19 protein-coding genes and 2 pseudogenes are annotated in these 26,262 nt (G+C 66.2%); 14 read left to right on the forward strand and 7 right to left on the reverse strand.

Annotated features, from left to right (window positions below):
* Positions 1–62 precede the first annotated feature (62 nt).
* The 5 genes from pilT to PKB_RS02070 all read left to right on the forward strand — a co-directional run bounded on the left by pilT (position 63) and on the right by PKB_RS02070 (position 5,523).
* The gene (gene pilT / locus PKB_RS02050; RefSeq protein ID WP_043248613.1) at positions 63–1,097 is read left to right on the forward strand and encodes a type IV pilus twitching motility protein PilT; all 1,035 of its coding nucleotides are present in this window, start codon (positions 63–65) and stop codon (positions 1,095–1,097) included.
* A 92-nt stretch (positions 1,098–1,189) separates the two neighbouring features.
* Complete coding sequence (gene pilU / locus PKB_RS02055; RefSeq protein WP_043248615.1) at positions 1,190–2,332, forward strand: type IV pilus ATPase PilU; 1,143 nt, start codon at positions 1,190–1,192, stop codon at positions 2,330–2,332.
* Positions 2,333–2,431: 99 nt separating this feature from the next.
* Positions 2,432–2,836, forward strand: a complete 405-nt coding sequence (locus PKB_RS02060) for an NINE protein (RefSeq protein WP_043248616.1) — start codon at positions 2,432–2,434, stop codon at positions 2,834–2,836.
* Between the two features lie 144 nt (positions 2,837–2,980).
* Positions 2,981–4,354 carry a pyridoxal-phosphate dependent enzyme gene (locus tag PKB_RS02065; RefSeq protein ID WP_043248618.1) on the forward strand — a complete coding sequence of 458 codons (1,374 nt, stop codon included), beginning with the start codon at positions 2,981–2,983 and terminating at the stop codon, positions 4,352–4,354.
* Positions 4,351–5,523: a cystathionine gamma-synthase gene (locus PKB_RS02070; RefSeq protein ID WP_043248620.1), complete on the forward strand. Its 1,173-nt coding sequence runs from the start codon at positions 4,351–4,353 to the stop codon at positions 5,521–5,523. Before PKB_RS02065 ends, PKB_RS02070 begins: the two co-directional genes overlap by 4 nt.
* Before the next feature lie 120 nt (positions 5,524–5,643).
* On the opposite strand, the gene PKB_RS02075 is transcribed toward PKB_RS02070, so the two are convergent.
* The 7 genes from PKB_RS02075 to gshB form a co-directional block, all read right to left on the reverse strand.
* Entirely contained in the window at positions 5,644–6,915 is a 1,272-nt protein-coding gene (locus PKB_RS02075) for a dihydroorotase (protein ID WP_043248622.1), read from the reverse strand.
* The gene (locus tag PKB_RS02080) at positions 6,912–7,916 is read right to left on the reverse strand and encodes an aspartate carbamoyltransferase catalytic subunit (RefSeq protein ID WP_043248624.1); all 1,005 of its coding nucleotides are present in this window, start codon (positions 7,914–7,916) and stop codon (positions 6,912–6,914) included. Before PKB_RS02080 ends, PKB_RS02075 begins: the two co-directional genes overlap by 4 nt.
* A 41-nt stretch (positions 7,917–7,957) precedes the next feature.
* Positions 7,958–8,467, reverse strand: coding sequence for a bifunctional pyr operon transcriptional regulator/uracil phosphoribosyltransferase PyrR (pyrR, locus tag PKB_RS02085; RefSeq protein ID WP_043248627.1), 510 nt, complete (start codon positions 8,465–8,467; stop codon positions 7,958–7,960).
* Between the two features lie 114 nt (positions 8,468–8,581).
* Complete coding sequence (ruvX, locus tag PKB_RS02090) at positions 8,582–9,010, reverse strand: Holliday junction resolvase RuvX (RefSeq protein WP_043248629.1); 429 nt, start codon at positions 9,008–9,010, stop codon at positions 8,582–8,584.
* Positions 9,010–9,576 (reverse strand): YqgE/AlgH family protein, encoded by a 567-nt coding sequence (locus PKB_RS02095; RefSeq protein ID WP_043248630.1) that lies wholly within the window; start codon positions 9,574–9,576, stop codon positions 9,010–9,012. The genes ruvX and PKB_RS02095 overlap by 1 nt, the downstream gene beginning before the upstream one ends.
* A gap of 71 nt (positions 9,577–9,647) precedes the next feature.
* The gene (locus PKB_RS02100) at positions 9,648–10,541 is read right to left on the reverse strand and encodes an energy transducer TonB (RefSeq protein WP_043248631.1); all 894 of its coding nucleotides are present in this window, start codon (positions 10,539–10,541) and stop codon (positions 9,648–9,650) included.
* Positions 10,542–10,625: 84 nt separating this feature from the next.
* Entirely contained in the window at positions 10,626–11,597 is a 972-nt protein-coding gene (gshB, locus tag PKB_RS02105; RefSeq protein WP_043248632.1) for a glutathione synthase, read from the reverse strand.
* A 243-nt stretch (positions 11,598–11,840) separates the two neighbouring features.
* Here gshB and pilG point away from each other — a divergent pair, with 243 nt between their 5' ends.
* From pilG to PKB_RS02150, 9 genes and pseudogenes are all read left to right on the forward strand, one after another.
* On the forward strand, positions 11,841–12,248 hold the full coding sequence (gene pilG, locus PKB_RS02110) for a twitching motility response regulator PilG (RefSeq protein WP_009615249.1): 408 nt from the start codon (positions 11,841–11,843) through the stop codon (positions 12,246–12,248).
* 44 nt (positions 12,249–12,292) lie between these two features.
* Positions 12,293–12,658: a twitching motility response regulator PilH gene (pilH, locus tag PKB_RS02115; RefSeq protein WP_043248635.1), complete on the forward strand. Its 366-nt coding sequence runs from the start codon at positions 12,293–12,295 to the stop codon at positions 12,656–12,658.
* 47 nt (positions 12,659–12,705) lie between these two features.
* Positions 12,706–13,242 (forward strand): chemotaxis protein CheW, encoded by a 537-nt coding sequence (locus PKB_RS02120; RefSeq protein WP_043248637.1) that lies wholly within the window; start codon positions 12,706–12,708, stop codon positions 13,240–13,242.
* Positions 13,243–13,324: 82 nt separating this feature from the next.
* Entirely contained in the window at positions 13,325–15,370 is a 2,046-nt protein-coding gene (locus tag PKB_RS02125) for a methyl-accepting chemotaxis protein (protein ID WP_043248639.1), read from the forward strand.
* A gap of 60 nt (positions 15,371–15,430) precedes the next feature.
* Positions 15,431–16,288, forward strand: a complete 858-nt coding sequence (locus PKB_RS02130) for a protein-glutamate O-methyltransferase (RefSeq protein WP_043248641.1) — start codon at positions 15,431–15,433, stop codon at positions 16,286–16,288.
* 24 nt (positions 16,289–16,312) lie between these two features.
* A pseudogene (locus PKB_RS30675) lies at positions 16,313–20,482 on the forward strand (FimL-related protein); the annotation flags it as partial.
* A 441-nt stretch (positions 20,483–20,923) separates the two neighbouring features.
* A pseudogene (locus tag PKB_RS30680) lies at positions 20,924–24,719 on the forward strand (hybrid sensor histidine kinase/response regulator); the annotation flags it as partial.
* A complete protein-coding gene (locus tag PKB_RS02145; protein WP_043248645.1) occupies positions 24,712–25,749 on the forward strand; it encodes a chemotaxis protein CheB in 1,038 nt (345 codons plus the stop codon). The pseudogene PKB_RS30680 and the gene PKB_RS02145, both read left to right, overlap by 8 nt.
* The gene (locus tag PKB_RS02150) at positions 25,746–26,258 is read left to right on the forward strand and encodes a chemotaxis protein CheW (RefSeq protein WP_084166553.1); all 513 of its coding nucleotides are present in this window, start codon (positions 25,746–25,748) and stop codon (positions 26,256–26,258) included. The genes PKB_RS02145 and PKB_RS02150 overlap by 4 nt, the downstream gene beginning before the upstream one ends.
* Positions 26,259–26,262 lie beyond the last annotated feature (4 nt).

Consider the following 26,262-nt stretch of genomic DNA (forward strand, 5'->3'; position numbering starts at 1 on the left):
TACGGCCCGGCTGCTGCAAGATCAGCGGCATTCTACCTGCTTGCATTGGATTGGGGAGTCCCATGGATATTACCGAGTTGCTCGCCTTCAGCGCCAAGCAAGGCGCTTCGGACCTGCACCTCTCGGCCGGCCTGCCGCCGATGATCCGCGTCGACGGCGATGTTCGCCGGATCAACCTGCCGCCCCTCGAGCACAAGCAGGTCCACGCGCTGATCTACGACATCATGAACGACAAGCAGCGCAAGGATTTCGAGGAATTCCTCGAGACCGACTTCTCCTTCGAAGTCCCTGGCGTCGCGCGTTTCCGGGTCAACGCCTTCAACCAGAACCGCGGCGCGGGTGCGGTGTTCCGGACCATTCCCTCTAAGGTCCTGAGCATGGAAGACCTGGGCATGGGCGAGGTGTTCAAGCGCATTGCCGACGTGCCGCGCGGCCTGGTGCTGGTCACCGGTCCGACCGGTTCGGGCAAGTCGACCTCGCTCGCAGCGATGCTCGACTACCTGAACAACACCATGTACAGCCACATCCTCACCGTCGAGGACCCGATCGAATTCGTCCACGAATCGAAGAAATGCCTGGTCAACCAGCGCGAGGTGCACCGCGACACCCTCGGCTTCAACGAGGCGCTGCGCTCGGCCCTGCGTGAGGACCCGGACATCATCCTGGTCGGCGAGATGCGCGACCTGGAAACCATCCGCCTGGCGCTGACCGCCGCGGAAACCGGCCACCTGGTATTCGGCACCCTGCACACCACCTCCGCGGCCAAGACCATCGACCGTATCGTCGACGTGTTCCCCGCCGAGGAGAAGTCCATGGTCCGTTCCATGCTCTCCGAATCGCTGCAGGCGGTGATCTCGCAGACCCTGCTGAAGAAGATCGGCGGCGGCCGTGTCGCGGCCCACGAGATCATGATCGGCACCCCGGCGATCCGTAACCTGATCCGCGAGGACAAGGTGGCGCAGATGTACTCGGCGATCCAGACCGGCGGCGCGCTGGGCATGCAGACCCTCGACATGTGCCTCAAGGGGCTGGTCGCCAAGGGCCTGGTGACCCGCGATGCAGCCAAGGAAAAAGCCAAGATTCCGGAAAACTTCTGAGTCGTCGGGCCTAGCGCCCGGCGCAGGGAGCGCGCCACACGCCGCCGCTCCGTTGAAGTCGCACTGAGCGCGTGAACCACACGGGTACGACCATGGAATTCGAGAAACTTTTACGCCTGATGGTGGAGAAGGGCGCCTCCGACCTTTTCGTCACTGCTGGCGTGCCGCCGTCGATGAAGGTCAACGGCAAGGTCCTGCCGGTCACCAAGAACCCACTGTCGCCGGAGCAGACCCGCGAGACCGTGCTGTCGGTGATGAACGAGCAGCAACGCCGCGACTTCGCCGAGAACCACGAGTGCAACTTCGCGATCAGCGCGCGCGGCATCGGCCGTTTCCGCGTCAGCGCCTTCTACCAGCGCAACCTGGTGGGCATGGTGCTGCGTCGCATCGAGACCAACATCCCGACCATCGACGACCTCAAGCTGCCGGAGATCCTCAAGAAGCTGGCCATGACCAAGCGTGGCCTGGTGATCTTCGTCGGCGCCACCGGTACCGGTAAGTCCACCTCGCTGGCGGCGATGATCGGCTACCGCAACAAGAACTCCACCGGGCACATCATCTCCATCGAGGATCCGATCGAGTACATCCACCAGCACCAGGGCTGCATTGTCACCCAGCGCGAAGTGGGCCTCGACACTGACTCCTTCGAAGTAGCGTTGAAGAACACCCTGCGCCAGGCGCCGGACGTGATCATGATCGGCGAGGTGCGTTCGCGCGAGACCATGGACCACGCCGTGGCCTTCGCCGAAACCGGCCACCTGTGCCTGGCGACGCTGCACGCCAACAACGCCAACCAGGCGCTGGAGCGGATCATCCACTTCTTCCCCGCCGACCGGCACGGGCAGGTGTGGATGGACCTGTCCCTCAACCTCAAGGCGATCGTCGCCCAACAACTGGTCCCGACGCCGGACGGCAAGGGCCGCCGCGCGGTGATCGAGGTGCTGCTGAACACCCCGCTGGCCGCCGATCTGATCCGCAAGGGCGAGGTGCACGAGCTCAAGCCGCTGATGAAGCGCTCCACCGAGCAGGGCATGCAGACCTTCGACCAGGCGCTGTACCAGCTGTACTCCCAGGGCGAGATTACCTACGAAGACGCCCTGGCCTACGCCGACTCGGCGAACGACCTGCGCCTGATGATCAAGCTGGGGTCGGAAACCGACGCCGACCACCTGTCGACCATGACCCAGGGCCTGACCCTGGAGATGGACGAAGACCCCAACCGCCGCTTCCGCTGATCCCCGCCGCCCGTCGACGGGCCGCCTTCTCCCGTTCCTTGCCGCGGATGCTGTACCCAGCGTCCGCGTCATTCCGCTTTCGTCGCGCAGGAGTGCCGCATGTCCAATTCCCCCGATACCCACAGCAAGCTGATCGGCTACCTGCTCTGGCTGTTCGGCTTCACCGGCTCGCACCGCTTCTACTATGGCAAGCCAATCAGCGGGACCATCTGGTTCTTCACCCTCGGACTGTTCTTCATCGGCTGGATCATCGACCTCTTCCTTATCCCGTCGATGGACGACGAGGCCGACCTGCGTTATCGCAGCGGCGCACTGGACTACAGCGTGGCCTGGATCCTGCTGACCTTCCTCGGTGTGTTCGGCGTGCACCGCATGTACATGGGCAAGTGGCTCACCGGCATCCTCTACCTGCTCACCGGCGGCCTGTTCCTGCTGGGCGTGCTATACGACTTCTGGACCCTCAACGCCCAGATATCCGAACGCAACGGACCGCAGCGCCTGTAAGGAATCCCTGCCAGAAAGCCCGCCACCCGGCGGGCTTTTTCGTCGTGCCAGCCTGGCGAGGGCAGCACCCCCGGCCTAAGGTGGGGACAGACCCAGAAGGCCGCGCCGGCGGGCAATCCCCACGGCGCCAGAAGGAGCTGCGCCATGAGCAACGATTCCCGCCCCGCTGTACTGGACCTGATCGGCAACACACCCCTGGTTCGCGTTACCCGCTTCGATACAGGCCCCTGCACGCTCTTCCTCAAGCTCGAGAACCAGAACCCCGGCGGCTCCATCAAGGACCGCATCGGCGTGGCCATGATCGAGACGGCCGAGCGCGATGGCCGCCTGAAACCCGGCGGCACCATCGTCGAAGCCACGGCCGGCAACACAGGCCTGGGCCTGGCGCTGGTCGGCCGCGCCAAAGGCTACCGGGTGGTGCTGGTGGTGCCGGACAAGATGTCCAGCGAGAAGGTGCTGCACCTCAAGGCCATGGGGGCCGAGGTGCACATCACCCGCTCCGATGTCGGCAAGGGCCACCCCGAGTACTACCAGGATGTCGCGGCGCGCCTGGCTGCGGAAATCCCCGGCGCCTTCTTCGCCGACCAATTCAACAACCCGGCCAACCCCCTGGCCCACGAAACCAGCACTGCTCCGGAAATCTGGCAGCAGACAGGCCATGACCTCGACGCCATCGTCGTCGGTGTCGGCTCGGCCGGTACCCTCGCCGGACTCACGCGCTTTTTCCAGCGGGTGCAGCCAAAACTGGAGTTCGTCCTCGCCGACCCGGTGGGCTCGGTGATGGCCGAGTACGTGCGCAGCGGCACCCTCGGTGAAGTCGGCTCCTGGGCGGTGGAGGGAATCGGCGAGGATTTCGTTCCCTCCATCGCCGACCTCTCCAGCGTGCGCCACGCCTACTCCATCAGCGACGAGGAGAGCTTCGCCCACGCCCGCGAGCTGCTGCGCGCCGAGGGTATTCCTGGCGGCTCTTCAACCGGCACCTTGCTAGCCGCGGCGCTGCGCTATTGCCGTGAGCAGACAGAGCCCAAGCGTGTGCTCAGCTTCGTCTGCGATACCGGTACGCGCTACCTGTCCAAGGTCTACAACGACCAGTGGATGACCGACCAGGGCCTGCTGCAGCGCAAGCACTACGGCGACCTGCGCGACCTGATCGCGCGGCGCTTCGAGGATGGCCGGGTGGTCAGCGTCGGGCCCGGCGATACCCTGCTGACCGCCTTCCAGCGCATGCGCCTCGCCGATGTCTCGCAGCTGCCGGTGCTGGAGCAGGGCAAGCTGGCCGGGGTCATCGACGAGTCCGACATCCTGCTTGGCGTGCACGCCGACGCCACGCACTTCCGCAAGCCGGTGGCCAGCGCCATGACCACCCACCTGGAAACCCTGGCCCCGGACGCCAGCCTCGCCGAACTGCAGGCCGAACTGGATCGCGGCCTGGTCGCGATCATCGCCGACAGCAGCGGCTTCCACGGCCTGATTACCCGATTCGATCTGCTCAACCACCTCAGGAGAACGCTCGCATGAGCCAGGATTCGCACCAGCCGCGCGGTTTCGCCACGCGGGTCATCCACGCCGGCCAGGCGCCCGACCCCTCCACCGGCGCGCTGATGCCGCCGATTTACGCCAACTCCACCTACCTGCAGGACAGCCCCGGGGTGCACAAGGGCCTGGACTACGGCCGCTCGCACAACCCTACGCGCTGGGCACTGGAGCGCTGCGTGGCGGACTTGGAAGGCGGCAGCAAGGCGTTTGCTTTCGCCTCAGGGCTGGCAGCCATCTCGGCCACCCTGGAACTGCTCGACGCCGGCTCGCACATCGTTTCCGGCAACGACATTTATGGCGGCACCTTCCGCCTGTTCGAGCGCGTGCGGCGGCGCAGCGCCGGGCATGACTTCAGCTTCGTCGATCTCACCGACCTGTCGGCCATCGAGGCGGCCCTGCGGCCGGAAACCCGCATGGTGTGGATCGAAACCCCGAGCAACCCGCTGCTGCGCCTGGCCGACCTTGAGGCCATCGCCCGCCTGTGCCGCAGCCGCGGCATCCTCTGCGTGGCCGACAACACCTTCGCCAGCCCGCGTATCCAGCGTCCGCTGGAGCTGGGGTTCGATGTGGTGGTGCACTCGACGACCAAGTACCTGAACGGCCACTCGGACGTCATCGGCGGCATCGCCGTGGTCGGCGACAACCCGGAGCTGGCCGAGCGCCTGGGCTTCCTGCAGAACGCCGTGGGCGCCATCGCCGGCCCCTTCGACGCCTTCCTCACCCTGCGCGGCGTTAAGACGCTGGCCTTGCGCATGGATCGCCACTGCAGCAATGCGCTGGAGCTGGCGCAGTGGCTGGAGCGGCAGCCGCAGGTGAAGCGTGTGCATTACCCGGGGCTGCCGTCGCACCCACAGCACGAACTGGCCAAGCGGCAGATGAACGGCTTCGGCGGGGTGATATCCATCGACCTCGCCACCGATCTGGCTGGCGCCAAGCGTTTCCTGGAGAACGTGCAGATATTCGCCCTGGCCGAGAGCCTGGGGGGCGTCGAGAGCCTGATCGAACACCCGGCGATCATGACCCACGCCACTATCCCGCCGGCGACCCGAGCGGAGCTGGGCATTGGCGATGGCCTGGTGCGGTTGTCGGTGGGGGTGGAGGATGTGGAGGACCTGCGCGCCGATCTGGCGCAGGCGCTGGCCACGATCTGACGTCGACGCCTCGTAGGAGCGGACCTTGTCCGAGATTCGCGCGCACGGCGCGCTCCTACAATCGACGCAGGTGCCAAGAAAAAGCCCGCCAGTCGGCGGGCTTTTTGATGCCTGGGAGGCTCAGATCGCGTGGACGATGTGTCCATCCACCAGGGTGCAGCGCACCGCACCCGGCAGCAGGTGGCCGCTGAACGGGCAGTTGTGCCCGCGCGAGTACCAGCTTTCGCCAACCAGGGTCTGGCCTTCGGCCTCGAACAGCACGAGGTCGGCGGCCTGGCCCACGGCGACTCGGCCGGCCGGCAGGCGCAGGGCGTTCGCCGGGCCGCTGGAGAGGCGCGCGAGCAGCGTCGGCAGGTCGAGCAGGTCGTCCTGCACCAGGGTCATGGCCAGCGGCAGCAGCAGTTCGACGCTGCTGATGCCCGGTTCAGTGGCGGCGAAGGGGGCGTTCTTGGCATCGAACTCGTGGGGCTGGTGGTGGCTGGCGATGGCGGTGATCACGCCGCTCTTCACCGCTTCGCGCAGGGCGTCGCGATCCTTGCGGGAACGCAGCGGCGGTTGCACGTGGTAGAGGCTGGAGAAGTCCGAGAGCGCCTCGTCGGTGAGGATCAGCTGGTACAGCGCGACATCGGCGGTCACCGGCAGCCCGCGAGCTTGGGCCTGGGCGATCAGTTCCACGCCACGGGCGCTGGTGAGCTGGCTGAAGTGCGCACGCACGCCGCTTTGCTCGACCAGCAGCAGGTTGCGCGCCAGGGCCACGGTTTCGGCGGTTTCCGGAATGCCGGCCAGGCCGCGGAAGGCAGCGGTGGGGCCGTCGTGGGCCAGGCCACCTTCGGCCAGTTCGGCGTCCTGGGAGGTGAAGATCACCGTCAGGTCGAAGGTCGCGGCGTACTCCAGGGAGCGCAGCAACACGCGGTTGCTGGCCATCGGCGCCAGGCCGTTGGTGAAGGCGACGCAGCCGGCGCCGCTCAGGGCCGCCAGTTCGGACAGCTGCTCGCCGGCCAGGCCGCGGGTCAGTGCGCCGATCGGGAAGACCTTGGCATTGCCGGCCTCGCGAGCGCGGTCGAGGATCAGTTCGGCTACGGCGGTGGTGTCGAGCACCGGCTTGGTCTGCGGCGGGCAGCACAGGCTGGTGACGCCACCGGCCGCGGCGGCGCGGGTTTCGCTGTCGATATTGCCCTTGCGGCTGTAGCCCGGTTCGCACAGGGCGACGTTGAGGTCGACCAGGCCGGGCGCGGCGACCAGGCCGGCGGCGTCGATCGCCTGGGCGGCATGGAAGTCGGCCGGGGCGTCGCCGAGAGCGATGATGCGGCCGGCTTCGATGTGGATGTCGCAGACCTTGTCCAGGCCGCTGGCCGGGTCGATCAGGCGGGCGCCGTGAATGCTGACGGTCATTGCGCGTCCTCCTGTTCCAGCTGGCGTTGGGCGTTCTGCCCGCTCATGGCCATGGACAGCACGGCCATGCGGATGGCGATCCCGTAGGTCACCTGGTTGAGGATCACCGATTGCTCGCCATCGGCGACGGCGGATTCGATTTCCACGCCGCGGTTGATCGGGCCCGGGTGCATGACGATGGCGTCGGGCTTGGCCAGCTTCAGGCGCTTCTGGGTCAGGCCGTAGAGCTTGAAGAACTCGCCTTCGCTGGGCAGCAGGCCGCCGGCCATGCGCTCGCGCTGCAGGCGCAGCATGATCACCACGTCGACGTCCTTGAGGCCTTCGTCGGCGTTGGTGAACACCTTGACCCCGTAGGTCTGCTCAAGGCCCACCGGCAGCAGGGTGCGCGGGGCGATGACGCGGATGTCCGGGCAGCCCAGGGTCTTCAGCGCCAGCATGTCGGAGCGCGCCACCCGCGAGTGCAGGATGTCGCCGACGATGGCTACCGAGAGGTTCTCGAAGCTGCCTTTGTGGCGGCGGATGGTGAGCATGTCGAGCATGCCCTGGGTCGGGTGGCCGTGGCGGCCGTCGCCGCCGTTGATCACGGCCACTTTCGGGCTGACGTGCTCGGCGATGAAGTGCGCAGCGCCTGAGTCGCTGTGGCGCACGACGAACATGTCGGCAGCCATGGCCTCGAGGTTGCGCAGCGTGTCGGTGAGGGTCTCACCCTTGCTGGTCGAGGAGGTCGACACGTTCAGCGTGATGACGTCGGCGGAAAGCCGTTGGGCGGCCAGTTCGAAGGTGGTGCGGGTGCGCGTGGAGTTCTCGAAGAACACGTTGCACACGGTCTTGCCGCGCAGCAGCGGGACTTTCTTGACCGCGCGGGCACCCACTTCGAGGAAGGAGTCGGCGGTGTCGAGGATCTCGGTCAGCAGCTCGCGGGGCAGGCCGTCGAGCGAGAGGAAATGGCGCAGCTGGCCCTGGTCGTTGAGCTGCAGCGGGCGCTTGGCGTCTGTCGGCATGTGGCAGGCCCTGAAAGGTCGGAAGAAGGGTGCGCGCGTGCTCAGAGCGCGCCGATGAGGGTGCGCTCGAGTGCGAGTGGTGCGGGACCGCGCAATTTTACCCGTTCATTGGGTGCCAGCGACAGGGTTTGTCCCACCACATCGGGGCGAATCGGCAGTTCACGGGCATTCAGGTCGAGCAGGCAGACCAGCGTCACGCTTGCCGGACGGCCGTAGTCGAACAGCTCGTTGAGCGCGGCACGGATGGTGCGGCCGCTCATCAGCACGTCGTCCACGAGGACCAGGTGCTGGCCGTCGATCTCGAACGGCAGCTCGGACGGGCGCACCTGCGGGTGCAGGCCGCTGCGAGTGAAGTCGTCGCGGTAGAAGGAGACGTCGAGGATGCCGAGGATCTCCTCGCTGTGCAGTTCCTTGAGCAGCGCCTGGGCGACCCAGATGCCGCCGGTGTGGATGCCCACGAAGCGCGGCGAGTCTATGCCGCGGGAGGCGAGGTGGTTGCGCAGCTCGGTGGCCATGCGCGGCAGGAGTTCGGCGGGGCTTGGCAGGGTCATGTCATCTCCTGGGGCTCGGGGCAGCCCGCAGGCCGCCGGTGATTCCATGTGTGCCCGACGGCGCGGGCACAGGCTCTAGATTAGCGGTTGCAGCGAATCCGGCGCTGTCGCAGATCAAGCGGCGCCGTGTTCGGCCAGCCAGCCTTCGAGCAACAGGGCAGCGGCCAGCGCGTCCACCGGGCGTTCGCGATAACCATCGCGCTGGCCCTGGGCCAGGCGTTCGCCCTTGGCGGCGTAGGTGGTCAGGCGCTCGTCGTGGGTGTGCACCGGCAGGTTGTAGCGGCCGTTTAGGCGGCGGGCGAACTTCTCCGCGCGCTCGCTCATCTCGCTGGGCGTGCCGTCCATGTTCAACGGCAGGCCGACGACGATGGCGTCTGGTTGCCATTCCTTGATCAGCGCTTCGACGCGGTTCCAGTCCGGCACGCCGTTCTGTGCCTTGAGCACGCACAGCTCGCGGGCCTGGCCGGTGATCGCCTGGCCGACGGCCACGCCGATTTGCTTGGTGCCGTAGTCGAAACCGAGAAGCAGGCGGGGCGCGCTCATCAGGCGTGCCCGGCTTGCGCGGTGAGCAGGGCGAGGTTGATGCCCAGGCGCTCGGCGGCAGCGGCCAGGCGCTGCTCGTGGGGGACGTCGAAGAGCACCGAGGGATCGGCCGGGCAGGTCAGCCAGGCATTGTCGGCGAGCTCTGCTTCCAGCTGGCCGGCTTCCCAGCCGGCGTAGCCGAGGGTGATCAGGCTCTTCTGCGGACCGCTGCCGTCGGCGATGGCGAACAGCACGTCCTGCGAGGTGGAGAGGCTAAGCTCGCCCAGCTCCAGGGTGGCCTGGAACTGCTGGCCGGCTGGATGCAGGACGAAGCCGCGATCGGTCTGCACCGGGCCGCCGTTATAGATAGTGATGCCCTGGCAGCGCGCCGGCGGCAGTTCGTCCGCGCGCAGTTGTTCGAGCACGTCGCTGAGCGTGAGGCCGCTCGGGCGGTTGATCACCAGGCCCATGGCGCCCTGCTCGTTGTGCTCGACCAGGTAGGTGACGGTCTGGGCAAAGTTGGGATCGGCCATGTGCGGCATGGCGATCAGGAAGTGGTGCTTGAGGTAGGTGGGCGCTGTATTCATGCCGGCTAGTTTCCGGCTAAGCGAAAGGCCCTGCAAGCACCAGGGCCCCTAAAACAAGGGAGGCGCACGGCCTACCGGCTCGACAGGCGGTCGCCGCGCTCGAAGCGCCAGGTGCGGATGATTTCCAGGCGGTCGATGTCCGCCAGATCGCCGGTGAAGGGCGCGAAGGGCGCGGCCAGGCGCACGATGCGTTGGGCGGCCTGGTCGAGCAGTGGCTGGCCGGAAGACTCCAGCACCTGCACTTCGTACAGCGAACCGTCGTGGTTGATCGAAACCAGCAGCCGTAGGCTGCCATAGACACGCTGGCGACGGGCCTCGTCGGGGTAATTGAGGTTGCCGATGCGCTCGATCTTCTTGCGCCACTCTTCCTTGTACCAGGCGCCCTTGTCGCGCATGGTCGAGGCGGCGGTCAGGCGCTGGATGCGCGGACGCTTGGCGTAGGCCTGGCGATCCTTGGCGAGGTCGGCCTCGAGGCTGGAAATCTGCGCCGAGAGCTCGCTGGAGTCGAATTGCGGCACAGGATCGGCAACAGGTTCGGCCTTGGGCGTCTGCTGCTTGGTCTGCACTTTCTGCTGGCGCGGCGACTTGGTGGTCACGGCAGTCTTGGGTGCTTCTTCCTTTTGCACCTGCTTCGGCGTCTGCGGAAGGGTGACCTTCTTCGCCTCCGAGTCCTGGAAGGGGGCCTTCTCTGTGGTCTTGGGCACCGCTTTCTTGTCCAGGGTGCCGCTGCCCTGCTGGTTCATCTGTGCCAGGTAATCGGCCTTCTCCGGCTTCTTCTCGCTCTTGAAGGTGGCCAGGGTGATTTCCAGGGTCTTGCTCAGCAGGCTCGGCTTGGGCATGGAGAAGCCCACGCCGAGGATTAGCGCGACGTGCAGCACGGCGGCCACGAACAGGGTGAAGCCCAGCCGGTCCGCCGGGCGGACGCCGGAGGATTCGAAGGCTTGGGGGGAGGTTGCAGCGTTCATTACGGTTCGAGCTGGCCGGGGTGGGCGAAGTCTGCTTTCCCCGGCCGTCGCCTGCAAGCGGCAAGCGTCAAGTTGTCGGCTGCGTCAAACTTGCGGCTGCGCAGCGTGCGCCTTGAGCTTGCCCTCGATGGCGTCCATCAGACGCTCGCCGATGCGCGTGTCGTAGGCCTTGTCGATCTCGCGGATGCAGGTCGGGCTGGTGACGTTGATCTCGGTGAGGTAGTCGCCGATCACGTCCAGGCCGACGAACAGCAGGCCGCGTTCGCGCAGCTGCGGGCCGACCTGTTCGGCGATCCAGCGATCGCGCTCGGACAACGGCTGGGCCACGCCGCGGCCACCGGCGGCGAGGTTGCCGCGCGTCTCGCCCTGCGCCGGAATGCGCGCCAGGCAATATTCCACCGGCTCGCCATCGATCATCAGGATGCGCTTGTCGCCATCCTTGATCTCCGGGATATAGCGCTGCGCCATGATTTGCTGGTGGCCATGCAGGGTCAGGGTCTCGAGGATCACCGACAGGTTCGGGTCGCCCTCGCGGTGGCGGAAGATCATGGTGCCGCCCATGCCTTCGAGGGGTTTGAGAATGATGTCACGATGTTCGGCGGCGAACTCGCGCAGAATGTCCCCGCGCCGGGTGACCAGGGTCGGCGGCGTGCATTGGGGGAACAAGGTGGCGAAGAACTTCTCGTTGCAGTCGCGCAGGCTCTGCGGGCGGTTCACCACCAGGGTGCCGGCGCGTTCGGCCTGCTCCAGCAGATATGTGGAATAGATGAACTCGTTGTTGAAGGGCGGATCCTTGCGCATCAGGATCACGTCCAGCTCGGACAGCGGCAGGTCGGTCTCCTCGGCCAGCTCGTACCAGTGCTCGGCATCGTTGAAGACTTTCAGGGCGCGAACCTTCCCATGGGCAGTGTTCGCCTTCTGGTAAAGATCCTGTTGTTCCATATAGAAGAGCGACCAGCCTCGTGCCTGGGCCGCCAGCAGCATCGCCAGGGAGCTGTCCTTCTTGAAGTTGATGCTCGCGATGGGGTCCATCACGATGCCCACGCGTACGCTCATGGGGGGGCTCCGAAAGGGGCAGGGTGCGGCGAGAAACCGCGCCGAAAAGGGCTGAAAAGGACGCTCAGAGTGGCGCTGGAGGCGATCCCGGTCAAGGAAAAGCCGGTGCCTCCGGGGTGTTATGGATGGAACGGGGAGAGTGTGCTAAAAGACTCCGACGATTGGGTCGCAGCCCGACGGTGGCAGGGCGTTAGCGCACTGAATATAAGACAGTAACGATTCACCGAGATGCTAAGGGCGAACATGGAACAGCATTCCGATGGTTTGAAGGTAATGGTGATCGACGATTCCAAAACGATTCGTCGCACCGCGGAAACCTTGCTGAAGAAAGTCGGCTGTGACGTCATCACGGCGATCGACGGCTTCGACGCTCTGGCGAAGATTGCCGATACCCATCCCAACATCATCTTTGTCGACATCATGATGCCGCGACTCGACGGCTATCAGACCTGCGCCCTGATCAAGAACAACAGCGCCTTCAAATCCACCCCGGTGATCATGCTGTCCTCCAAGGACGGCCTGTTCGACAAGGCCAAGGGTCGAATCGTCGGCTCCGACCAGTACCTCACCAAGCCTTTCAGCAAGGAAGAGCTGCTCGGCGCCATCAAGACCCATGTGCCCGACTTCACCCCGGTGGAGCAAGCTTCCTGATGTCCGGCCTTTGTGCCGGTGATGCCTTTTCCTAGGGGAACCCCATGGCTCGAATCCTGATTGTTGATGACTCGCCGACCGAGATGTACAAGCTGACCGCGATGCTGGAGAAGCACTCGCATCAGGTACTCAAGGCGGAAAATGGCGCCGACGGCGTGGCCCTGGCTCGCCAGGAAAAGCCGGACGTGGTCCTGATGGACATCGTCATGCCCGGGCTGAACGGCTTCCAGGCCACCCGGCAGCTGTCCAAGGACCCGGAAACCAGTGCCATCCCGGTCATCATCGTCACCACCAAGGATCAGGAAACCGACAAGGTCTGGGGCAAGCGCCAGGGCGCGCGCGACTACCTGACCAAGCCGGTCGACGAAGACACCCTGCTCAAGACCATCAATGCAGTGCTGGCCGGCTGAAGCCGGACGGCGCGCTAATAACTATTAGAAAAAAGGCCAGGGCCGGCATGTCGGAAGTCCAGACTCCCTTCCAGCTCCTCTATGAAATCGACCAGCGTTGCCGCCTCCTGGCTGCGGGCCTGCCCGCGCAGCGCGAGGTCGTGCAGAGCTGGAACGGTATCGGCTTCCGCATGGCGGGCCGGCTGTTTGTCGCACCCATGGGCGAGGTCGCCGAGGTTCTCCATGAACCCCGCTACACCTTGCTGCCGGGCGTGCGCGACTGGGTAAAGGGCGTGGCCAACGTGCGTGGCCGCCTGCTGCCGATCATGGACCTGTGTGGCTTCCTCGGTGCCGAACTGTCGGCCCTGCGCAAACAGCGTCGGGTGCTGGTGGTCGAGCATGGCGAGGTATTCGCCGGACTGATCGTCGACGAAGTATTCGGTATGCAGCATTTCCCGGTGGATACATTCAGCGAACAGCTGCCACCTCTGGAGGCCGCGCTGCAGCCATTCATCCATGGTGTCTTCCATCGGGAGCAACCCTGGTTGGTGTTCAGCCCACACGTGCTGGCACAGCACCCGGGCTTCCTCGAAGTCGCAAGCTAGTTGGAACCGGTTGGGTCGGGACTCCGGCCCTTAGTCGAGACATGGAAATCGTAAGCGTGGTAGGTCCAGGCGGGGGCCGCATATGAAGAAAATCAAGACTGGCAATCTCTTTTCGGGCGCGCGTAGCAGCTCACTGATCGCGGTGCTGTTCATCGTTCTGATCGTCGCGATCGTGTTGCTGTTCGCCAACTTCGCCTACCTCAACACGCAGTCGAACCACGACAAGCAGTACATCGGCCACGCCGGCGAACTGCGCGTGCTCTCGCAGCGTATCGCGAAGAACGCCACCGAAGCGGCGGCGGGCAAGAGCGAGGCGTTCAAGCTGCTGAAAGAAGCACGCAACGACTTCGAAAAACGCTGGAACGTGCTGCAGAAGGGTGACGAAACCACCGGCCTGCCGCCGAGCCCGGCGATGGTTCAGCCGCAGATGGCCGACGTGCAGAAGGACTGGGACCAGCTGCGCAAGAACACCGACTCCATCCTCGCCAGCGAGCAGACCGTACTGTCCCTGCACCAGGTGGCAGCGACCCTCGCCGAAACCATCCCGCAGCTGCAGGTCACCTACGAGGAAGTCGTGGACATCCTCCTGGAGAACGGCGCCCCGGCCGAGCAGGTCGCGGTAGCCCAGCGCCAATCGCTGCTCGCCGAACGTATCCTCGGCTCGGTGAACAAGGTGCTCGCCGGCGACGAGAACTCGGTGCAGGCCGCCGACAGCTTCGGTCGCGACGCCAGCCTCTTCGGCCGCGTGCTGAAAGGCATGAAGGAAGGCAACGCGGCAATGAACATCACCAAGGTGACCAACGCCGAGGCGCTGGACCGCCTGAACGAGATTTCCGAGCTGTTCGAATTCGTTTCCGGCTCGGTGGACGAAATCCTCGAGACCTCGCCTGAGCTGTTCCAGGTGCGTGAATCGGCGAACACCATCTTCACCAGCTCGCAAACCCTGCTGGACAAGGCGTCCAAGCTGGCCGACGGCTTCGAGAACCTGGCCGGTGGCCGTCACCTGAACCAGTTCGCCAACATCGCCCTGGCGATCATCGCGTTGGGTTCGATCATCCTCATTGGCCTGGTGATGGTGCGTGAAACCAACCGCCGGCTGTCCGAGACCGCGGAAAAGAACGAACGTAACCAGGCGGCGATTCTGCGTCTGCTCGACGAAATTGCCGACCTCGCGGACGGTGACCTGACCGTGGCCGCGACCGTGACCGAAGACTTCACCGGCGCCATCGCGGACTCCATCAACTACTCCATCGACCAGCTCCGCGAGCTGGTGGAAACCATCAACCAGACCGCCGTGCAGGTGGCCGCCGCCGCCCAGGAAACCCAGGCTACGGCGATGCACCTGGCCGAGGCTTCCGAGCACCAGGCGCAGGAAATCGCCGGCGCATCCGCGGCGATCAACGAGATGGCGGTGTCCATTGACCAGGTATCGGCGAACGCCAGCGAATCCTCCGCGGTAGCGGAACGTTCGGTAGCCATCGCCAACAAGGGCAACGAGGTGGTGCACAACACCATCACCGGCATGGACAACATCCGTGAGCAGATCCAGGACACCTCGAAGCGGATCAAGCGCCTCGGTGAATCGTCCCAGGAGATCGGTGACATCGTTAGCCTGATTAACGACATCGCCGACCAGACCAACATCCTCGCCCTGAACGCCGCGATCCAGGCGTCCATGGCCGGCGACGCGGGCCGTGGCTTCGCGGTGGTAGCGGACGAAGTACAGCGCCTCGCGGAACGTTCCTCCGCGGCGACCAAGCAGATCGAAGCGCTGGTAAAGACCATTCAGACCGACACCAACGAAGCGGTGATCTCGATGGAGCAGACCACCTCCGAAGTGGTCCGCGGTGCTCGCCTGGCGCAGGACGCCGGTGTGGCCCTGGAAGAGATCGAGAAGGTATCCAAGACCCTGGCGGCGCTGATCCAGAACATCTCCAACGCCGCCCGTCAGCAGGCCTCTTCGGCCGGCCACATTTCCAACACCATGAACGTGATCCAGGAGATCACCTCGCAGACCTCCGCCGGTACCACCGCCACTGCGCGCAGCATCGGTAACTTGGCGAAGATGGCCAGCGAGATGCGCAACTCGGTGTCCGGCTTCAAGCTGCCGGACCTGGAACAGGCCTGAGCAGGAGGTGCGCGGCCCTGAGAGGGGCCGCGCGCGAAAGCCTTGAGCGAGGGGCGCGACATGCAGGCACCGGGCGTCTGGTCGTTGCAGCCGTTGGCCGACATGTCGGCAGCGGAGTTCCGCGACTGGCAGGCTCTGCTGGAGGATCGGACCGGCGTCGTGGTCAACGAGCAGCGCCGCGCCTTCCTGCAGACCAGCCTGGGCGCGCGCATGCGCGAACTGGGCATCAACGACTACGCAAGCTATTACCGCCAGGTCACTGACGGCCCGCGCGGTGCGGTCGAATGGTCGAACCTGCTGGATCGCCTGACCGTCCAGGAGACCCGCTTCTTTCGCCATCGGCCGTCCTTCGAGCTTCTGGTCGAGTACCTGCGCGGCCGCCTGGTTGGTCTGGACCGGCCACTCGCGCTATGGAGCGTAGGTTGCTCAAGCGGGGAGGAGCCCTACTCGCTGGCGATGGCTGTTGCCGAGGTGCTGCGTGAGCAGGAGCTGCCGGCGCTCTACGGGGTGACCGGCACCGATATCAGTCTCAATGCGCTGGGCAAGGCGCGCGAAGCCTTGTACCCGGCACGCAAGCTGCAAGATGTCGACGCGGAGCTGGCGCAGCGCTACTTCCGCGAGGAGTCCGAGGGCCGCTTCCGGGTGCTGCCGGAACTGACCGAGCGGGTCTGCTGTACGCGATTGAACGTGCTGGAACTGGCGCAGGCGCCTATGTCCGGCCTGGACGTGATCTTTTGTCAGAACCTGCTGATCTATTTCCGCCGTTGGCGACGCCGGGAAATCCTCAACCGCCTGGCCGAGCGCCTGGCGCCGGGAGGATTGCTGGTGGTGGGCCCGGGTGAAGTGGTCGACTGGCGCCACCCGGAGCTTGAACCGGTGGCCGATGAGCGCGTTCTGGCCTTTACCCGCAAGGGATGACACAGACACATGAGTGGAGTGGCTATGGGTGATCGGCACGATTATGTCGCCCTCGAATGGGTGAAAGGCGAGATTGCCGAAACGCTCAAGCAAGCGCGGCAGGCTCTGGAGTCCTATGTCGAAAATCCGCAGGATCCGACGCGCATGGGCTTCTGCCTGGCCTATGTGCATCAGGTGCGTGGCACTCTGCAGATGGTGGAGTTCTACGGCGCAGCCTTGCTCGCCGAAGAAATGGAGCAGCTCACCCAGGCCCTGATCGACAAGCGCACCCCCAGCCAGGGCGAGGCGCTGGAAGTGCTGATGCAGGCCATCCTGCAACTGCCGGTCTACCTCGATCGCATCCAGAGCGCGCGCCGCGACCTGCCGATGGTCGTGCTGCCACTGCTCAACGACCTTCGCGCCGCGCGGGGCGAAAAGCTGCTTTCGGAAACCAGTCTGTTCGCCCCCGACCTGTCCCACGGCAAGCCGGTACTGCCGGTAGATGCGCTGGCCCGGCTGCAGACCGCCGAGCTGCCAGCCCTGCTGCGCAAGCTGCGGCAGATGCTGCAGGTCGCGCTGGTTGGCGTGATGCGCAACCAGGATCTGGCCACCAACCTGGGTTACATGGCGCGCGTCTTCGCTCGCCTCGAAACGCTGTGCGCTGAAGCGCCGCTCGGTCGCCTGTGGACTATCGCCTCGGCCATCGTCGAGGGGCTGGCCAACGGCAGCGTCGCCAACGGTACTACTGTTCGCAACCTGCTGCGCCAGGTCGACCGCGAGGTTAAACGCCTGGTCGAGCAGGGCGTCGAAGGCATGAACCAGCCGGCGCCGGACGAGCTGGTGAAGAACCTGCTTTTCTATGTCGCCAAGGCATCGGACCAGACGCCCAAGGTGCGTGCGGTCAAGGACGAGTACCGCCTGGACGAAGCCCTGCCGGGTGCTGCAGTGGTCGACGAGGAACGTGCGCGCCTGGCCGGTCCCGACCGCGACGCCATGCGCTCGGTGGTCGGCGCCCTGTGCGAGGAACTCGTTCGCATCAAGGACAGCCTCGACCTGTTCGTGCGCAGCGACCGTTCCGCAGCGGCTGAACTCAAGGGCCTGGTGACTCCGCTCAAACAGATCGCCGACACCCTTGCGGTGCTCGGCTTCGGCCAGCCGCGCAAGGTGATCCTCGACCAGATCGATGTGGTCGATGCACTGGCTGCTGGCCGGCGCGAGCCCAGCGACGCGACCCTGATGGATGTCGCCGGTGCGCTGCTCTATGTCGAGGCGACCCTGGCTGGCATGGCCGGCCCCGCCGAAGAGCAGGGCAGCGAAGAGAACCGTCTGCCGACCACCGACGTCGAGCAGATCCACCAGGTGGTGATCCGGGAAGCGCGCAATGGCCTGGAGCTGGCCAAGGACGCGATCATCGAGTTCATCGCCTCGCAGTGGAATCACGAGCATCTGGCTCGCGTGCCGGAGCTGCTGACCCAAGTCCGCGGCGGCATGGCGATGATCGGCCAACCGCGCGCGGCCAAGCTGCTGGAGTCGTGCAACAGCTACATCCAGGAGCAGTTGCTGGCGCGCAAGGCCGTGCCTGATTGGCAGAGCCTGGACACCCTGGCCGACGCCATCACCGGGGTCGAGTACTACCTCGAGCGCCTGTCCGAGGACCAGAGCAGCTCGGGCGAGCTGATTCTCGATGTCGCCGAGGAAAGCCTGGGCGCCCTCGGTTATCCGTCGCAACCGCGTCCCTCGATCCTCGACCTGCCGCCGGTCATCGAGCCAGAGGCGCTGGACGAAATCGCGTCATTGGCCGCCATGGGCGCTGCCGAAGCTGCCTTGGAGCAGGGCCTTGAAGCGCCGCTCGAGCCTGTCGAGGCTGAGCTGCCCGAAGCTGAGCCGCTGGCGGACGCACCGATCTTCGAGCTGCCGGTGGTCGAGGAGGAGCTCGCCGCTGCTCCAGATATCGACATCGCCTGGGAGCTGCCCGCGGCCAACGAAACTGCTGCTGAGGCAGAGGCCCCGAACGGGGCGTCGTTCACCGAGAGCGAGCCGGAGCTGCTGGTTTCCGATGACAACTGGACCCTGGCGGAAAGCAAGCCGGTCGAGGCCGCCGAAGCCGGCGTCGACCTGAGCCTGGATGCCCCGCTGGACGCCCCGGTCGAAGCGGCCGGTGAGTCGGACTGGGCGCTGTCGGAGGAACTGTCGGCCATTCCGACCGTTGAGCCTCTGCCGGAGGTCGTCGACTTCTCCACGCTTGGCGAGTCGACGGAAGCTGTCGAACCCGGCTGGGAGCTGGCAGAGCCGGCCCCCGTTGCCGCGCCGAACGATCTCGAGCAGACCTGGAGCCTGGACGAACTGCCGTCGCTCGACTCGCCCGCGGCGCCGGTCGACGACGAAGCCTGGAGCATTTCCGAAGAACCTTTCAGCGCGCCAGGCGAAACCCTGGGGTCGAGCTGGACCCTCGATGAACTGCCGGCGCTGGATGCCAGCGCCGAACTGCCCTTGGCCGATGAAGCCTTGAGCGAGCCGGCAATTGGCGCCGGTGCCGAACTGAGTTGGGACATCGAGTTGGAGGCACTCGCGCCTGCAGCAGGCAACGAGGCAGCTGAGCAAGCCCTGTCCGGCGCTGACGAGCCCGTGACCTTCGAGGCGCTGGAGTCGCAACCCGCCGAGCTGCCGACGCTGGAATCCTGGGCAGAAGAAATCCCTCTCGAGACGCTGGTTTCCGAGGAGCAGCCAAGCGCCGCCGAGCAGGCCTGGGATGCCCTGGACATGGCCGCCCTGGATCTCCCCGAGGTCGAATTGCCGTCGCCGCCCGCCGCCCTTGAGGTGGCCGAAGTCGTCGAGAAGCCCCTTTCGCTCGCGGAAGTGATGGCCGCGCCGACCCAGGCGATCAACCCGCCCGCCCGCGAGGTGCCGCCGAGCCTGTTGCCGCCGCCCGCCGACGAGGAGCCAGTGGATGACGACCTGCGCGAAGTCTTCATCGAGGAAGCCGGCGAGGTCCTGGAAACCATCCACGAATACCTGCCGCGCTGGCACGCCGACGGTGACGACCGCGAGGCGCTGACCGAGATCCGCCGCGCCTTCCACACCCTCAAGGGCAGCGGACGGATGGTCCGCGCGCTGGTCATCGGCGAATTGGCCTGGTCGATCGAGAACCTGCTCAACCGCGTGCTCGACCGTAGCATTAGCGCGCATCCGGCCGTTCTGCAGGTAGTGGGCGATGTGGTTGCTCTGATGCCCGAGCTGGTCGAAGAGTACGCCGCAAGCGCCCAGCGCCAGCGCGATGATGTCGATCTGCTGGCCGCCACCGCGCACGCCCTGGCCAAGGGGCAGCCGCTGCCGCCGCAGCCGCAGCCCTCTGATGAAGAGGCCGAGACCGTCGCGGAAAGCGCGGATGTGGACGCCGAGGACAGTGAAGAGGCGCTCGATCCGCAACTGCTGGAAATCTTCCGCAACGAGGCCGAAGCGCACCTGGAGACCCTGGTGCACTTCCTCGCCGACTGCGATCGCGAATTGCCGCAGGCCGTCACAGACGACCTGCAGCGCGCGCTGCATACCCTCAAGGGCAGCGCGCACATGGCCGGCATTCTGCCGATTGCCGATATCGCCACGCCGCTGGAGCGGCTGGTCAAGGAGTTCAAGACCAACCTGCTGCAGATCGACCTGCGCGAAGCCGAACTGCTGAAGGAGTCCGAGCGCCTGATTCGCGCCGGACTCGAGCAACTCAGCGCCCGCCAGCCGTTGGCGCCGATCGAGGGCAGCGACGAACTGCTCGCCCGTATCGCGCAGATCCAGCAGGAGCGCCTGGACGCCGTCGCGGCTCAACGTCGCGGCGATACTGCGACTGAAGTGGCCGATCCACACATGCTCGGCGTGTTCCTCGCCGAGGGCATGGATATCCTGCTCGACGCCGAAGACCTGCTGCGTCGCTGGCGCGAGCACCCCGAGGAGCGCCTCGAACTGGGCGCGCTGCGCGATGAACTCGCGACCTTGGGGCGCGGTGCGCAGCAGGCTGAATTGCCGCAGATGAACGAACTCTGCGAGGCGTTGCTGGCGGTCTACGAGGCTGTGCAGCAGGGCCGCCTGAAAGTAGGTGAAGCCTTCTTCTCCGCCGCCGAGGAGGCGCACGAAGCGCTGATCGGAATGATGGACCAGGTGGCGGCCGCCCTGCAGGTTTCGCCCTGCCCGCGCGAAGTGGCTGCGCTGCTCGGTCTGCTGGACGCCGACCCGTTGCAAGACGAGCCTGCCGAAGCCGAAGCCGAAGCCGAAGCCGAAGCCGAAGCCGAAGCCGAAGCCGAAGCCGAAGCCGAAGCCGAAGCCGAAGCCGAAGCCGAAGCCGAAGCCGAAGCCGAAGCCGAAGCCGAAGCCGAAGCCGAAGCCGAAGCCGAAGCCGAAGCCGAAGCCGAAGCCGAAGCCGAAGCCGAAGCCGAAGCCGAAGCCGAAGCCGAAGCCGAAGCCGAAGCCGAAGCCGAAGCCGAAGCCGAAGCCGAAGCCGAAGCCGAAGCCGAAGCCGAAGCCGAAGCCGAAGCCGAAGCCGAAGCCGAAGCCGAAGCCGAAGCCGAAGCCGAAGCCGAAGCCGAAGCCGAAGCCGAAGCCGAAGCCGAAGCCGAAGCCGAAGCCGAAGCCGAAGCCGAAGCCGAAGCCGAAGCCGAAGCCGAAGCCGAAGCCGCTGCCGAAGCCGAAGCCGAAGCCGAAGCCGAAGCCGAAGCCGAAGCTGCATCGCCGCTGGCCGGGCTGCCGGAGGTCGAAGAGGAGTTCATCGATCTCGATGCCCTGACCGCGGAAGATTTCCCCGCCGAGGACGAAGAGCTGCTGCTCAACCCGCGTCCCACGGCGCCGGAAGACTTGCCCGAAGGCCTGCACTGGCCAGCCGAAGCGCCCGAGTCGCGCGAGCCGGAAAGCGAAGCGACCGGCGTGGTCGACCTGCAAGTCGCGGGCGCTCCGTCGCGTGTGCTCGACGACGAGATGGTTGCGATCTTCCTCGAAGAGGCAGTCGATATCCTCGAAAGTGCCGGCCAGGCCCTCGAACAATGGCGCCAGGCGCCGGAGACCCTGGCGGCCTTGTCGACGCTGCAGCGTGACTTGCACACCCTCAAGGGTGGCGCACGCATGGCCGACATCCGCGAGATCGGCGATCTTTCCCACGAGCTGGAGTCGCTTTACGAAGGCCTGCTGGATCGTCGATTCCAGGCTTCCGCCGGTCTCGCCGACCTGCTCCACGCCTGCCACGACTGCCTGGCCGTGCAGCTCGATCAGCTGCAGGCGGGCCAGGTGCTGGTCGATCCGGCGGCGCTGATCCAGAGCATTCGCAATTTCCGCAACAACCCGACGGCGGACTTGACTGAGTCCGCCGCCGCCCCCGAGCTTGCCTCCGAAGCCGAAGCCGAAGCCGAAGCCGAAGCAGTGGCCCTGCTGCCCGAGGTCGCGGAAGAACTGTCGGCGGAGGTCGTCGAGTGGCCGGAGCCGGCTGTCGAGGTCGAGCCTGCGCCGCTCAAGGAAGTCGATCTGCAGACCTTCCTCGACGAAGCGGAGAGCGAGCCCGAGGCGCTCGAGGCCTCGGGCCGAAGCCGAGGCCATCACGCCACCGGCCGCCGTCGAGAGCAGCTTCGAGGTGCATGACCAGGAGCTGGTGGAAATCTTCCTGGAAGAGGGTTTCGACATTCTCGAAAGCGCTGCCGGCGAGCTGCAGCGCTGGATGGCCAATGTCGACAACAGCGTCGAACTCGAAGCCTTGCAGCGCGACCTGCATACCCTCAAGGGTGGCGCGCGCATGGCCGAGATTCGCCCCATCGGCGATCTCGCCCATGAGCTGGAATACCTCTACGAAGCGCTTTGCGCCGGCCGTCTGCGCGCCAGTTCGCAGCTGTTCGGCCTGCTACAGAGCTGCCATGACCGCCTGGCAGAAATGCTGGAAGCTGTTCAGGCGCATCGTGCCGTGCCCGACGGCACTGCGCTGATCGAGGCCATCAACCACTTCCGTAGCAATCCCGACGAGCAACTGAACGTTCCCTCCAGCGTCAGCCTGCAGCCGCTGATGGACCGCCTGCCGTTGCTGGACGAGCCGGCAGCGGACATCCTGGACATCTTCCTCGAAGAGGCGGATGACCTCCTCGAAGGCATGGAGCAGGCACTGGGCCGCTGGGACGCCGAGGGCGACCACGGCGCGCTCGATGAACTGCTGCGCATCCTGCACACCCTCAAGGGTGGCGCGCGCCTGGCCGGGCAGGTCAGTCTCGGCGACCTCGCCCATGATCTCGAAGAGCACCTTACCGATGCCCAGCGCCAGGGCGCGCCCTGGCCGGACAGCCTGCTGCTGGACGTGCAGTCGGGCTTCGAAGGGCTGCAGAGCGAGGTCGATACCCTGCGCCAGCGCATCGACGAGGCCGATGCCGCCGTCGAGGCCGAGGCTGCGCCGCGCCTGCAGGAAGTGCTGGAGCAGCCTGAGCTGCCGGAACCGATCGAGGCGATGGTGCGCGCGCCGTCGCTGCCCGGCGGTGCGCTCATGGCCGTTGCCGAGCCGGTGCGTAGCGAAGCACCGAAGGTCCTGCCCTTCGTTCAGCGTGCCCAGGAGGCAGCGCAAGCCGCCGCCGCACGCCGCGCTCCGCAAGAGCTGGTCAAGGTGCCGGCGCCGCTGCTGGAGAGCCTGGTCAACCTGGCCGGTGAGACCTCGATCTTCCGTGGTCGCGTCGAACAGCAGGTAAGCGATGTCGGCTCGACCCTGGCGGAAATGGAAGCGACCATCGAGCGGGTGCGCGACCAGCTGCGCCGCCTCGACACCGAAACCCAGGCGCAGATTCTCTCGCGCCACCAGGCCGACGCCGAGCGCGCCGGCTACGAAGACTTCGATCCCCTGGAGATGGACCGCTACTCGCAACTGCAGCAGCTGTCGCGTGCCCTCTTCGAATCGGCTTCCGACTTGTTCGACCTCAAGGAAACCCTGGCGACCAAGAACCGCGATGCCGAGACCCTGCTGCTGCAGCAGGCGCGGGTGAACACCGAACTGCAGGAAGGGCTGATGCGTACCCGCATGGTGCCCTTCGACCGCCTGGTGCCGCGTCTGCGGCGTATCGTCCGGCAAGTTGCCGGCGAACTGGGCAAGCAGGTCGACTTCATCGTCGGTAACGCCGACGGCGAAATGGACCGCACCGTGCTGGAGCGCATAGTCGCGCCCCTGGAGCACATGCTGCGTAACGCCGTCGACCACGGCATCGAATCGGCCGACGTCCGTCGCGCCGCCGGCAAGCCCGAGGTCGGCAGCATCCGCCTGACCCTTGGCCGCGAGGGTGGCGACATCCTCCTGACGCTCGCCGACGACGGCGGTGGCATCCGCCTCGATGCGGTGCGCCGCAAGGCCATCGAGCGTGGCCTGATGGCGCCCGACGCCGATCTGTCCGATTTCGAAGTGCTGCAGTTCATTCTCGAAGCCGGCTTCAGCACGGCCGAGAAGCTGACGCAGATTTCCGGCCGCGGTGTCGGCCTGGACGTGGTCAACGCCGAGGTCAAGCAACTCGGCGGCTCGATGAACATCCATTCGGACGCCGGGCAGGGCACGCGCTTCGCCATTCGCCTGCCGTTCACCGTGTCGGTGAACCGCGCGCTGATGGTGCTCTCCGGCGAAGACCTCTACGCGGTCCCGCTGAACACCATCGAAGGCATCGTCCGCGTTTCGCCGTACGAGCTGGAAGCGCTCTATGAAGGCGCCGCGGTCGATGGCCATGCACCACGTTTCGAGTACGCCGGACAGGACTACGAGCTGAAATACCTCGGCGACCTGCTGAACAACGGGCAGCAGCCGAAGCTGGTCGGCCAGTCGCTGCCGCTGCCGGTGATCCTGGTGCGCTCCGCGGAGCACGCGGTGGCGGTGCAGGTCGATGCGCTCGCCGGCTCCCGCGAGATCGTGGTGAAGAGCCTGGGCGCGCAGTTCGCCGGGGTCAGCGGGATCTCCGGCGCGACCATCCTCGGTGACGGGCGCGTGGTGGTGATTCTCGACCTCCTGGCAACCATCCGCGCGCGCCTGGCAACCCTGGCCCTGCATACCCAGCCACGTCGTGCGCTGCCGTCCGCTCCGGCGGACAGCGAGCAACTGCGGCCGACCCTGGTCATGGTGGTGGACGACTCGGTCACCGTGCGCAAGGTCACCAGCCGCCTGCTGGAGCGCAACGGCATGAACGTGCTGACCGCGAAGGACGGGGTGGACGCCATCGCCCAGCTGCAGGAACACAAGCCCGACATCATGCTGCTGGACATCGAGATGCCGCGCATGGACGGCTTCGAGGTGGCGACCCTGGTGCGCCACGACGAGCGCCTGAAGGACCTGCCGATCATCATGATCACCTCGCGGACCGGCGAGAAACACCGCGAGCGCGCCCTGGCCATTGGCGTCAACCAGTACCTGGGCAAGCCCTATCAGGAATCCGAGCTGCTCGACAGCATCCAAGAACTGGTGAAAGCCCATGTCTGAACAGGCTGGCGCAAGGATCGCGGTACTGGCCGACACTTCGCTGCAGCGCCATGTGCTGCAGCAGGCGTTGATCGGCCACGGCTATCGCGTGGTGCTCAACGCCGATCCGGGACGGGTCGACGAGGCGCAACTGACGGAGTGCGACACCGACCTGTGGCTGGTGGACCTGGCCCAGCAGGAGGACTCGCCTCTGGTGGACAGCCTGCTGGAGCAGTCCAGCGTGCCGGTGCTGTTCGGCGAGGGGCACGCTCCGGAACGGCACTCGGAACACTATCCGCGCTGGGAACGGCGCCTGGTCGGCAAGCTGCGCCGCCTGGTCGGCGACCCCAGTGCAAACGTCGCGCAGAGCCTGGAGGCGCTGCTCGCCGAGGCACAACGACCCACTCGCATCGCCCTGCCGGAAGACCTCGCGGCTTCGCCGCTGCAGGCCGGCGAGCCGGCGCGGCAGGTCTGGCTGCTGGCGGCCTCGCTGGGTGGTCCGGCTGCGGTCAAGGCTTTCCTCGACGCACTGCCTGGAGGTCTGCCACTGGCGTTCCTTTATGCGCAGCACATCGACCCGGCCTTCGAGGCGAACCTGCCGCAAGCCGTCGGCCGGCACAGCCAATGGCACGTCAATCCGGCGCGCGACGCCGACTGGCTGCGCTGTGGCGAGGTGGTGGTGGTGCCGGTGCGTCAGGAGCTGGGCTTCGCCGACGATGGCCGCATGCGCCTGGGTGAGCGTGCTTGGCCAGAGCCCTACAGTCCGTCCATCGACCAGATGATGCTCAATCTGGCCCAGCGCTTCGGTAGCCGCTGCGGGGTGATAGTCTTCAGCGGCATGTGCAGCGACGGCAGCGCCGCCGCCGCCTACGTACGCCGCCAGGGCGCCGAGATCTGGACCCAGCGTGCCGACAGCTGTGCCTGTTCGAGCATGCCCGACAGCCTCCGCGAAGGGGGCTACAGCAGCTTCTCGGCCGAACCGCGCGAACTCGCCGCGGCCCTGGTCAACCATCTGGCCGCGCAGTGTGCGGCCACCGGAGTGGAGTCATGAACGATCTTTCCGTGCGCCAGGAAGCCGAGCCGGCCGCCGTCGCCAATCCGCCGGCCGTGGGCGATTCCCCGGCCAGCCTGACCGGCCTGCTGGTGCCTCTGGCCGACCGCACGCTGCTGCTGCCCAACGTGGCAGTAGCCGAGCTGATTCCCTACCGTGCACCGCAAGCCCAGCCGGGCCTTCCGGCCTGGTACCTCGGCCAGGTGGCCTGGCGCGACCTGCGCCTGCCGCTGCTGTCCTTCGAGGCCGCGTCGAACGGCCACGCGCAGATCGGCCACGGTGCCCGTGTGATAGTGCTCAACGCGCTGGGTGGCCGTCCCCATGTGAAGTTCCTGGCCTTGCTGGCCCAGGGTATTCCGCGCTCCTGCAAGGTCGGGCCGGAACTGGCGCGCGCCGACCTGGAGTTGGCTCCGCTCGAGCTGGCGGCAGTGAAGATCGGCGACGACGTGGCGCGGATTCCCGACCTGGTCGCGCTAGAACAGAAGCTCGCCGACCTCGGATTGCTCTGAGGCC

This window comes from Pseudomonas knackmussii B13, assembly GCF_000689415.1.
In the GTDB taxonomy this organism is placed as follows: Bacteria; Pseudomonadota; Gammaproteobacteria; order Pseudomonadales; family Pseudomonadaceae; genus Pseudomonas; species Pseudomonas knackmussii.